Annotated in this window: 10 protein-coding genes and 1 pseudogene; all 11 read left to right on the top strand. The window is 41.2% G+C overall.

The window, feature by feature from the left end; all coding sequences use genetic code 11:
- Positions 1-2 precede the first annotated feature (2 nt).
- The gene (locus B9T62_RS20735) at positions 3-659 is read left to right on the top strand and encodes a tetratricopeptide repeat protein (RefSeq protein ID WP_087917038.1); all 657 of its coding nucleotides are present in this window, start codon (positions 3-5) and stop codon (positions 657-659) included.
- Between the two features lie 123 nt (positions 660-782).
- Entirely contained in the window at positions 783-1,043 is a 261-nt protein-coding gene (locus B9T62_RS20730; RefSeq protein WP_087917037.1) for an Imm32 family immunity protein, read from the top strand.
- A 184-nt stretch (positions 1,044-1,227) separates the two neighbouring features.
- Positions 1,228-3,816, top strand: coding sequence for an RHS repeat domain-containing protein (locus tag B9T62_RS20725; protein ID WP_245863939.1), 2,589 nt, complete (start codon positions 1,228-1,230; stop codon positions 3,814-3,816).
- A 12-nt stretch (positions 3,817-3,828) separates the two neighbouring features.
- Positions 3,829-4,344: a DUF2247 family protein gene (locus B9T62_RS20720; protein WP_087917035.1), complete on the top strand. Its 516-nt coding sequence runs from the start codon at positions 3,829-3,831 to the stop codon at positions 4,342-4,344.
- Between the two features lie 300 nt (positions 4,345-4,644).
- Positions 4,645-4,915: pseudogene (locus B9T62_RS41835) on the top strand (transposase family protein).
- Entirely contained in the window at positions 4,915-6,753 is a 1,839-nt protein-coding gene (locus tag B9T62_RS20705; RefSeq protein WP_087917032.1) for an RHS repeat domain-containing protein, read from the top strand. Before B9T62_RS41835 ends, B9T62_RS20705 begins: the two are co-directional and overlap by 1 nt.
- 16 nt (positions 6,754-6,769) lie before the next feature.
- Positions 6,770-7,060: a hypothetical protein gene (locus tag B9T62_RS20700; RefSeq protein ID WP_087917031.1), complete on the top strand. Its 291-nt coding sequence runs from the start codon at positions 6,770-6,772 to the stop codon at positions 7,058-7,060.
- 9 nt (positions 7,061-7,069) lie between these two features.
- Positions 7,070-7,357 (top strand): RHS repeat domain-containing protein, encoded by a 288-nt coding sequence (locus tag B9T62_RS40755; protein WP_087917030.1) that lies wholly within the window; start codon positions 7,070-7,072, stop codon positions 7,355-7,357.
- An 11-nt stretch (positions 7,358-7,368) separates the two neighbouring features.
- Positions 7,369-8,643, top strand: coding sequence for an RHS repeat-associated core domain-containing protein (locus B9T62_RS20690; RefSeq protein ID WP_245863938.1), 1,275 nt, complete (start codon positions 7,369-7,371; stop codon positions 8,641-8,643).
- Between the two features lie 13 nt (positions 8,644-8,656).
- Positions 8,657-9,094, top strand: coding sequence for a hypothetical protein (locus B9T62_RS20685; protein WP_087917028.1), 438 nt, complete (start codon positions 8,657-8,659; stop codon positions 9,092-9,094).
- A 455-nt stretch (positions 9,095-9,549) separates the two neighbouring features.
- A complete protein-coding gene (locus B9T62_RS20680; protein ID WP_087917027.1) occupies positions 9,550-11,526 on the top strand; it encodes a PA14 domain-containing protein in 1,977 nt (658 codons plus the stop codon).
- The last annotated feature ends 69 nt before the right edge of the window (positions 11,527-11,595 follow it).

Below are 11,595 nucleotides of genomic sequence, written 5' to 3'. Positions count from 1 at the left end.
AAATGAAAGATCTAATATTGCAAGCGACTGTATCAAAATTAGTTATGAATAGAGACTCTCTTGAGGAAGCGGAAAACCTAATGTTAGACTATTTGAAAATTAATCCGTACGATGCTGATGGTTGGTCTAGATTAGTGATTTTGGAGACAATGTCTCCGATTGAAGATTACGAACGAGCTACTGAGTATCTCAACACTGCACTAACCTATCACAAGGACAATTCACTATTTTTTGTATTAAAGTTATTCTTTATAGATTGGTATTTAGGTGGCTTAGATGAAATACTTGTAAACAAAGCACTCGATCTAAAAAGTGTGGTAAATTGTGAAACATCCTCTATGTTATCTTACATTCTTGCTTGGCATTACAAGTGTAAAGATATTTCAAAATTTGAATCATTATTAAATGAGTCAATACAAGAGTGTTCAAAACATGTTTCCAACTATTCTGATTTGGGAAAGCACTATTTAAGTAAGGGAGATAAAGAACTAGGCAAGAAAATGATTCGGGAAGGGGTATCAAACGTTAAACTCATTTATGGAGAGTCCAATATTGATTATGACCCACTCGATATAGTACGTTTTATAAATGAGAGAATAACTGGAGTATTTATAACAGAAGTGATGTATGACTCTCTTAAAAAATTAATACAAACGTAAAAATGTATGACCTTGGGGCTTGAATCCTCAAGGTCTTTTTTCCCCTCCCAGTGCCGAATGAATCCTAAGAAGCCGGGGGAATGTTAGTTGATCAAAATTATCATATTTTTTTGGAGGATTGAAATGAAAATTAATATTAATATGCCTGCTTATTCATCTGAAATGGGATTTAAATTAGAATGGGAAGATAACTTTTATATTGATTGTTCTGTAGATAAAGAGACTGTTAAAATTTCTGCTAATCAAGAAGGTCTTATTTCATTAGCAAATCATTTGTTGAATTTAGCTCAAGGTGAGGTGCCATTAAATACACATTTGCATTTTGATGATCATAATTCACTTGAAGAAGGATCATCGCAAATAATAATTGAAAAGGTTAAATGAAAAAAACTCGCTTTTTTTATTGTTAAATATTTAAAATAATACTGGACATCATGATTTCGATGCCGAGAATGCAGGCACATCAACTCTCAAAGTAGATACTGTAAAGACCCTTACCCAAGTATCTACAGGGGCAAATATTAAAACTTATCGCAATACACTATATAATGGTTTCGGTTTATCTTTAATGGAAGAGCAATGGGACGAGTATGCGGGAAAATGGACGCACAGTGAATATCATTATGACAACTATGGCCGGCCGATCTATGCAGCAGATCCGGCTGGAAATATTACTACGATTGGTTATGATACTTGGGGCACGCAGAATCGGGCAGTGGATCCCTTTGGAAATATCTATGTCTCAGACAACAGTCTGAAACAACGCCATAGTATTAGTTATCTGATCGATGTTCGAACGAACGAGAAGCTGAACTACGTAGAAGAATATTACGACCAATGGGGAAATAAACGAACCTTTAAGACCTGGCCGCAGACCTCGGAGCCGATTAGCGAATCGTACCGCTACGACCTCTTGGGGAATGTGACGGCCTATACGGATCCGAAGAACAATCAGAATAATGAGGGCGTAACGACAGCCTACCGTTATGATGCGCTTGGCCGTCTTAGTGCCGTCAAAGATGCGCTGAGCCAGACGACGAACTACAGCTACGATGGCAATGGACAACTGACCAATGTGAGTGTGGAGAGCAGTGGTGGAACGCCGCAACAGATTAACAGCAAAACCTATAATGAACTGGGTCTGCTCACCGAGAAGAGGGACCCCGCATCGCAAAGTGAAGCGATGCAGTACAATACGCTGGGTCAGCTGCTCAGTAAAAAAGACAGGAACGGTACGCTATATGGCTACCAGTATGATGAGCGTCAGCAACTCACGAGTGTTACGCTAAACGGTTTGGTCAACAACACCGCACAGACACAACAAATCCGCTCGATCTTTGGTGGCGACGGCATTCGCACCCGGGTGATGAAGACCTACCTGAACGGATCTCAAACGGCAGCGCAAAGCCTCACCGTAGACAGTTTGGGACGGACCCGGGCCAATCAAGCCAGTGTAGGCAGTCATAGTGCAACCATTCGCAACACGTTAGATACCATAGACCGAATGACACAAATTCAAGATGTGAATCTAGGCTTTTATACCAATTACCAATATAACAAAACGAGGCTGGACAAAGTTCAAACGAATGGCAGTGCGGCACTAACCAGCGCAGCGTCGGCGAATGTGCAATACAGCTACACGGGTAATGGGCTGGTGCAGTCGATCACGTATCCGGCACTAACGGACGGCAGTGTGCTGAAGACCGAATATACCTACAACAAAGCGCTGAACTGGGTCGAGAGTGTGACGAACAAAAAAGGCAGCATGATACTCTCCAAATATGTGTATGGGTACGACAACAATGGAAATATTACCTCGTCCACGGAAACGAAAAGCGATGGAACGACCCAAACGACAAGCTACGCGTACGATGCGCTGAACCGCTTAACAACGACCGTGCACCCAGGCGGGGGGCGAGACAGCTATACGTACGATGTGCGGGGAAACCGTTTGACCCAGGAGCAAAGTGTAAGCAGCCCGGCGGTGTTTGAAGACACGAACTATACGTACGATTTGCAAAATACCCTGACCGCGCTGACCAAAGGCAGCAGTACAACCAGCTTCATGTACTACGCCGACGGACTGCGGTTTAAAAAATCGACGAGTGGGGTGCAAACTCAGTATAACTACAACTTTAACGGGGAAGTCATTACGGAGGAGAAGAGCAACGGCCAGAAGGCGAACTATGTGCGCGGAGACCGGGTGCTGGTGAAGAAGGATAAGATCGCGAGCAAAGATTACTATTACCTGTATAACGGTCACGGTGATGTGGTGCAAATTGTAGATACGAGCGGTAAGCCGGTGAATTCGTATGCATATGACGTATGGGGGAATATCACCAGTCAGACCGAAGGGATTTCGAATCCGTTTAAGTATACGGGCGAGATTTATGATGAAGAGACCGGGCTGTATTATCTGCGGGCACGGTATTATGATCCGAGTATGGGACGGTTTTTGAATGAGGATACGTACGAGGGGCAGATTGATAATCCGCTGACGCAGAATTTGTATACGTATGTGGAGAATAATCCATTGACTCATATTGACCCAACAGGGCATTATACCGAGAGCCAAGTAGATTTATTGATTACAACTGCCCGTATTGCAGGGAGCAAATCACAACTTTATTGGGATATAAGAAGTGATCTTGGGGAACAAAAACCACTCCTATATTTAGGGGAGAAACAAAGAAATCAATGGCTTTATCTTTTCAATATGGCTACATCTTCTAAAAGCACAGATGGACAGTCATCATGGGCAAAGAGTCAATTAATGATAACTTACGGCGAAGATCAAGCTATTAAGGATACAGTTTACGGTATGGTATTAAGTATGTATGGAGGTGGAGGGAACTCCCTAAAACCAGCTGAAGCAGCAGCAAAAATAATTAAGGCAGAGCGAGTAGGGAGTGCATTAAATAAATCAGATCCAGGACATCGGGCGGCTAGCTATTTATCTGAAAAAGTATTAGCAATGGGTCAAACTTTCGTAATTAAAGGAGGAGATGAGATTGAGCGGACATTGCTCCAAGTTAAGGGGGAATTGAATGGGAAATCGGGTATATATGAATATATATTAACTCAAGAAGGAAAGGTTACACATCAAAGATTTATTGTTAAAGGTAAAATTACTGGACAATCAAATCAAAAACCATGAAAGGTGATACTAGTGAATAGTTTAAAAATCATAATTCCATATGAATATATTACGAATTTTGTTAATCTAACGTGGAGCGATCTATTCTTTGCTATTAAACAAGGATATTTGACCTCGGAGGCAGCAACTGAACATGCTATGTACGTCATTAGCGAGGAGCAAAATCTATCCCAAGATGTAATTGATTTAGCATGGGTGAAAAAGGGCGAAGACATCCATCCATATATTAATAAACTTTCAGGATTTATCACTGTAGAAGATAATAATATTGCTCAAGAAAAAATTTTATATGTAGTACTGCAGTGGGTCTATGAAAACAAGGAGCACTATACAGATCCTTTGGAAGTGGTTGAAACTATTTATGCTGACTTTGATTATCCGGAGGAGATTTCTCAATTTGTACGGTATATGCCGCCAAACCAACCTCTACTCGATTCGTTAGAACTAAGCAATGAAAGATTATATAGGAATTGGAGTGAATATTTGGAGATACAAAAAAAGAGATTCTCCGATTCAAATGAAGGGTAATACAACAATTAAATTGAGAAACAGAGACGGTAAAGTAGTGGAATCTCCTGAAATCGGTAATTTGAATATTTTTTAGGTTCGACATAAGTCTCTAAATTAATTGATAAAACATTTAACCACGTGGAGAGTATTACCCCAGGTGATTTAAACGTAAGCGTCAAATAGCCCTCATCTTGGTGTCAAGGTTTGGGCTATTTGACAGGGTAATCGCTTACGAAATTTTAACTACGAACAGGTAATTTCTTTCCAATTGCCGAATTCACAAGTAAAGACTCTAGAACTTTAAAGGGAGCTGAACTTGTGATATCAAAAAGCTTACTGGAACTGTTTGAAGACATTCCCGAACCGCGAAAAGGGAACGGAATTCGCCATAAATTAGAAGAAGTGTTGGTTATCGCGGTACTTGCTCTACTTAGCGGATATGGAGATTTTTGCCAAGGTGCGGGAAGAATGGTTGCGTACGTTTTTAGAGTTGGCCGGCGGATGCCCTTCCCACGACACGTTTGGTGACATTCTCTCTCTGCTGAACCCCGCAGCGCTGCATCAGGCCTTCCCATTCGCACCCGGGTGATGAAGACCTACCTGAACGGATCTCAAACGGCAGCGCAAAGCCTCACCGTAGACAGTTTGGGACGGACCCGGGCCAATCAAGCCAGTGTAGGCAGTCACAGTACGATTACACGGAATAATATAGATATCATAGATCGGACGACACAAATTCAAGATGTGTACCTGAGCTTTTATACGAATTACCAATATAACAAAACGAGGCTGGACAAAGTTCAAACGAATGGCAGTGCGGCACTAACCAGCGCAGCGTCGGCGAATGTGCAATACAGCTACACGGGTAATGGGCTGGTGCAGTCGCTCTCGTATCCGGCACTGACGGACGGCAGTGTGCTGAAGACCGAATATACCTACAACAAAGCGCTGAACTGGGTCGAGAGTGTGACGAACAAAAAAGGCAGCACGTTACTCTCCAAATATGTGTATGGGTACGACAACAATGGAAATATTACCTCGTCCACGGAAACGAAAAGCGATGGAACGACCCAAACGACAACGTACGCATATGATGCGCTGAACCGCTTAACAACGTCGGTGCACCCAGGCGGGGGGCGAGACAGCTACACGTATGATGTACGGGGAAACCGCTTGACCCAGGAGCAAAGTGTAAGCAGCCCGGCGGTGTTTGAAGACACGAGCTATACGTACGATTTGCAAAATACCCTGACCGCGCTGACCAAAGGCAGCAGTACAACCAGCTTCACGTACTACGCGGACGGACTGCGGTTTAAAAAATCGACGAGCGGGGTGCAAACTCAGTATAACTACAACTTTAATGGGGAAGTCATTACCGAGGAGAAGAGCAACGGCCAGAAGGCGAACTATGTGCGCGGAGACCGGGTGCTGGTGAAGAAGGATAAGACCGCGAGCAAAGATTACTATTACCTGTATAACGGTCACGGCGACGTGGTGCAGATTGTAGATACGAGCGGTAAGCCGGTGAATTCGTATTCATATGACGTATGGGGTAACATTACCAACCAAACCGAAGGGATTTCGAATCCGTTTAAGTACACGGGGGAGATTTATGATGAAGAGACCGGGCTGTATTATCTGCGGGCGCGGTATTATGATCCGAGTATGGGTCGGTTTTTAAATGAGGATACGTATGAGGGGCAAATTGATAATCCGCTGACGCAGAATTTGTATACGTATGTGATTAATAACCCGTTGATTTATAGTGACCCATCTGGACATTCACATGAAATGGGAGGATCTGGATTTGAAACTAGAGTTTTAGGTTCAAATGGTGTGTTATACAACAAGGATGGTAGTGTAGCATGGGATTATTATCTTGCGTGGCGTGATAGGGATCGTCTAGGTTTCGACAAACTTGCAAACTCAGGAAAAGGTCTCACTAAAGATCAAGTCCTTACCATGCGGCTTACACTTTCATTTGTTACTTATGTTGATGATGGAAGTTTACTATTATTTATGGAAAGTAGCGGCCAAGGCGGTTTGTCTAAAGGCATTATGGAGAAGTATGGGATTAAAGAAGGTAGTAAAGTTGTAACCAAAGGCATCGCTAATACGGTATCAACTCAACGGGTTGGTCAATGGATGTCAAAAGCCGAGTATGACGTCTTTGCCAAAAATGGAATAATTCCGAGAACAAATGTACTTACGAATGGAAAAAGTGGATACGAAAGACAAGCTAATAAAGGTGATTTATATGTTGAATTCGATATTGATTCTTCTTTGCTCATGACAAAAGATGCAGAACTTGGATGGTCATTGGTCAAATCAAAGAATCAGATGCAAATTAAATTGGCGGAAAAGAAAGGTCAAATTCTTCCGGCTCCATTTGGAAGTAACATTAATATTATTGATATTAAAAAATAACCAGAGGAGTGAGAGAATGTTTGATTTAATAAAACACTTTATTGAAAATCTAATTATCGATATGAAGAATAAAATAATTGTCGAAAGTGAGGTTATATATGGATATTCAAAATTAGAGTATGCATTATCCCATGAGGATTATATGGCTTCTGTTTCCATATTGTCAGATTTTACTTATGATTTTTTTATTGTTGACATTGAAAGTGAAAATACACTTCTTGTAAAGACTAAACAATTTAAAAATATTGATGATTTATTAAAAGAATTGGAACATGATTTATCTAAGTTCTCTACATTGGCGAAGTAATTGGTAAGTATGTTTGAGAATATCACGTATCCGGCACTAACGGACGGCAGTGTGCTGAAGACCGAATATACCAACAACAAAGCGCTGAACTGGATCGAGAGTGTGACGAACAAAAAAGGCAGCACGATACTCTCCAAATATGTGTATGGGTACGACAACAATGGAAATATTACCTCGTCCACGGAAACGAAAATCGATGGAACGACTCAAACGACAACGTACGCATATGATGCGCTGAACCGCTTAATAACGACCGTGCACCCAGGCGGGGGCGAGACAGCTATACGTACGATGTGAGGGGAAACCGTTTGACCCAAGAGCAAAGCGTCAGCAGCCCGGCGGTGTTTGAAGACACGAGCTATACGTACGATTTGCAAAATACCCTGACCGCGCTGACTAAAGGCAGCAGTACAACCAGCTTCACGTACTACGCCGACGGACTGCGGTTCAAAAAATCGACGAGTGGAGTGCACACTCAGTATAACTACAACTTTAATGGGGAAGTCATTACCGAGGAGAAGAGCAACGGCCAGAAGGCGAACTATGTGCGCGGAGACCGGGTGCTGGTGAAGAAGGATAAGACTGCGAGCAAAGATTACTATTACCTGTATAACGGTCACGGCGACGTGGTGCAGATTGTAGATACGAGCGGTAAGCCGGTGAATTCGTATTCATATGACGTATGGGGTAACATTACCAACCAAACCGAAGGGATTTCGAATCCGTTTAAGTACACGGGGGAGATTTATGATGAAGAGACCGGGCTGTATTATCTGCGGGCACGGTATTATGATCCGAGTATGGGACGGTTTTTGAATGAGGATACGGTTGAAGGGCAGATTAATAATCCGCTGACGCAGAATTTGTATACATATGTATACAATAATCCTTTAATATTTAGTGATCCAACAGGGCATTGGGGACAACAATGTTCATTAGGCGACTCAGCTTGTAGTGCAAGGGTTCGGGCTGAACAAGCAGCTAATGTCGATGCATTATATAAAAATATGGCGAATTATCTGAATACTGGATTAGACAATCTTAATGCATTTGGACCAGCAGGCATGGAAATATCAATGGGGCTAAAAGGGGCAGGCTATGGGTTAAAGTATATAGGAGGGGTAATAGAAGCGGCATTTGCAGCAAAATCAATAAAGACTACTATCAGTGTTGTAAACGCTGGGGAGGATGTATGGAAAATGGGGTGGTCTACTCGTGGATTAAAAATAGATGCACTTCTTGGAAACAATCTAGGTGCCGCTTTTCCAACTGTGGATAAACTTAGTAATCGAGTTGTCACAAGTATTAAGAGTTATGATATAGGCAGCAGCTATCAAAAGGCAGGGGCGTGGTTAAGTCAGTTGAAAAAAGATATACGTACCTTGAACGGTCTAACCACAGTTGAAGGTATAGGAACAAATGGTAAGAAAATGATCTTGGATCAATCAATGTACGATAGCAAGATGTTTCAGATAGCTATACCTAATGTAAAAATGAACTCATCGCAAGTTCAAGCTTTGATCGACGCTACTGAATATGCTAAGAACTTCGGTATATCTATTATTACTACAATTGTAAAATAAGGAGAAGATTTATTTGGTCTATTACATTGTTTCGAGTTATCAGAATAAACAAGGGGATATATTTTTAAATGCAACTGCTACAAATGATTTAGGTCTTAATTCCTCAACAAACCGTGTTGAAATACTTTCTGCACCAATAAATTACGGCAATTTAGGAGAGGCCTTGGCAAAAATGTTTCAAGATTGTATCAGACATCCCCATTGGACGGAAGAAGTTGATGGAAGTGTAGAGGAAGTACTTGGAATAAAACCGTATAGTAAATTTAGAAAACTACATCTCAATGTGATTATTATCATGGATCAAGAAAAGAACATATATACACTAAAACCGACAATCCGTAAGAATAACGGTTACGTTAGCGAAGGTAAGGATTACATAATCCTATCGACTGACTCTAATTATGATTCTCTTGGAGAGGCGGTAATAAAAGCTTTTCAATCGGCTAGGTAAGTACATTGCCACATGTGAGTTTTTACTCCATGTGGTTTTTTGACTAAAGAAAGCCATGTAGTTTTTTATCCTGCCTAGCCTGTTTGAAATGCGGGGACGCTTCTTGTATGAATGATGGGATAAACTACTTATATAATGGAAAATTTGGTAAGGAAATGTGGATAGGTTGTAATAGATTTTTGAGAAAAGTAATTGTTTAGAAATAGATATATTTAAAAAGCCTGCGGTTGCGCAGGCTTTTTTATAACAGAAGTTTTGTATGTGCCTGTACGAAATCAGAATGTTTCCTGTGTTGAAATATACTCTATATATCGTATGATTGTAAAAGCTGGTAATTTACTAGAAGTATCCATGTACGGAAAACTGAAGATAATGTATTCATTGCTCATGGCTCTAATGGTAATTTGCTTGGTAAGGCTGCTGAGAAGAAATAATAACCAAAGGAGAAATTTGATGTGAAAACAATAAGAAAAATCCTAATATCCTTACTATCCATTGTAATCGTGTTCACTTGTTTAGGAGGGCGGGTACAACTCGTAACCGGCTTAGTAGTAGCGAAACAACTTACATCATTATCTGCTGCGAGCACAGGTCTCAAGGGTGAGTATTACAATGATATGGCACTTACTGATTTGAAAATGACAAGAACAGATGCCAATATAAACTTCCATTGGGGAGAGGGTTCTCCGGTAGCATCCATCCAACTTGATCACTTTTCTGTACGATGGACAGGTACTATTAAACCTAGATTTACGGAAACATACACCTATGATATGGCTTCAGATGATGGTGTACGGCTCTGGATTAATGGTCAGTTAATTATCGATAAGTGGGTGACGCAAGCTAGTGTACTATCCAGCTCACCTATTAAAATGACTGCCGGACAGAGTTATAGCATTCATGTTGAATATTTTGAAAATGGAGGAGGAGCAACAGCTGAACTGCAATGGTCAAGTCCCAGTCAAAAAAAAGAGGTTGTACCACAAAGTCAATTGTCTCCTCCTATAGAGACAGTTGGCACGGGGCTAAAAGGTGAATATTACGAAAATATGGACTTAACCGGTCTGAAATTAACACGAGTCGATTCTACAGTGAATCATAATTGGGGATCGGGTTCTCCTCACCCTTTTATAGGAGCGGATACATTCTCGGTAAGATGGAGTGGAACGATTAAACCTAAATACAGTGAAAATTATACTTTTTACATCAACTCAGATGATGGTCTAAGGCTGTGGATTAACGGAAAGTTATTGATTGATAAATGGTTAACACGAGCCGGGGAACTAACAAGCTTGCCTATTTCATTAGTCTCAGGACAAAATTATGATATTCGAATTGAATATTTCGAGAATACGGGTGGTGCAGCTTCTATACTTCAATGGGCTAGCGCAAGCCAGACGAAACAGATTGTGCCACAAATCCAGTTATATCCATCTATAGCATTGCCGGGAGTGGGGCTTCGAGGGGAGTATTACAACAACAAAGATCTAAAAGTATTAAGTTTAACCCGTACAGATCCCCTTATCGAGTTTAATTGGTCAGAAGGTTCACCCGATGCCTCGGTGGAAGCGGATACCTTTTCTGCAAGATGGAGTGGAACAATTAAACCTAAATATAGCGAAAGTTATACCTTCTCTTTCTATTCGGATGACGGATTACGCTTTTGGGTAGATGGGAAACTACTGGTTAATCAATGGGTGTCTCAGGCGGGTCAATTTGTGAGTAAACCAATCTCCTTACAAGCTGGACAAAAATATGACATACAAATCGAGTATTTTGAGAATCTGGGTGGAGCTTCAATAGGGTTGTTGTGGGAAAGTCCAAGCCAAATGAAAGAAATTGTGCCACAAAGTCAATTGTATCCACTTGACGAAAGGTCTGGGGTAGGTCTTCAGGCAGAATATTATAACAATATGGATTTAACGGATCTTAAATTCAAGCGTACAGATGCAACGCTGGATTACAACTGGGGGGACAGTTCGCCAGACCCATCTATGGAAGCAGACACATTCTCTGTGCGATGGAGCGGTACAGTTAGTCCTGCCTACAGTGAGTCGTACACCTTCTATTTATCTTCAGATGATGGTGCCCGTCTTTGGGTAAATGGGCAATTGCTGATCGATAAGTGGGAGACACAGGCCAGTGAATTAATTAGTGTTCCTATCACCTTAAATGCTGATCAAAGATATGACATCAAAGTTGAATATTTCGAGAACGGTGTAGGAGCTGTAGCTATGCTGTCCTGGTCCAGTCTCACACAGAGAAGGCAGGTTGTTCCCCAGAACCGGCTGTATCTACCTTACAAGACATATACGCCAACAGAATATAAGTATGATGCAAACGGTAGATTAGAGGAGATGAGAATGTCCGATGGCACAGTTACACGTTATAAATATGATACCAATGGGAATTTGATTAAAAGAATGAATTAAGGTGGAACGAGATTGACTACATAATAAGATGTATTTACAGCAACTGCGCTGATTATCCGATATATTAAA

Origin of the sequence: Paenibacillus donghaensis (assembly GCF_002192415.1) — a bacterium.
GTDB lineage: Bacteria > Bacillota > Bacilli > Paenibacillales > Paenibacillaceae > Paenibacillus_AQ > Paenibacillus_AQ donghaensis.
Note: the sequence above shows the minus strand (reverse complement) of the source record. Positions and strands in the feature narration are given on the sequence as shown.

Coding starts and splice junctions, on each gene's coding strand:
- B9T62_RS20735 (WP_087917038.1), top strand. CDS start 3: ATGAAAGATCTAATATTGCAAGCGACTGTATCAAAATTAGTTATGAAT.
- B9T62_RS40755 (WP_087917030.1), top strand. CDS start 7,070: ATGTTTGAGAATATCACGTATCCGGCACTAACGGACGGCAGTGTGCTG.
- B9T62_RS20700 (WP_087917031.1), top strand. CDS start 6,770: ATGTTTGATTTAATAAAACACTTTATTGAAAATCTAATTATCGATATG.
- B9T62_RS20705 (WP_087917032.1), top strand. CDS start 4,915: ATGAAGACCTACCTGAACGGATCTCAAACGGCAGCGCAAAGCCTCACC.
- B9T62_RS20725 (WP_245863939.1), top strand. CDS start 1,228: ATGGAAGAGCAATGGGACGAGTATGCGGGAAAATGGACGCACAGTGAA.
- B9T62_RS20730 (WP_087917037.1), top strand. CDS start 783: ATGAAAATTAATATTAATATGCCTGCTTATTCATCTGAAATGGGATTT.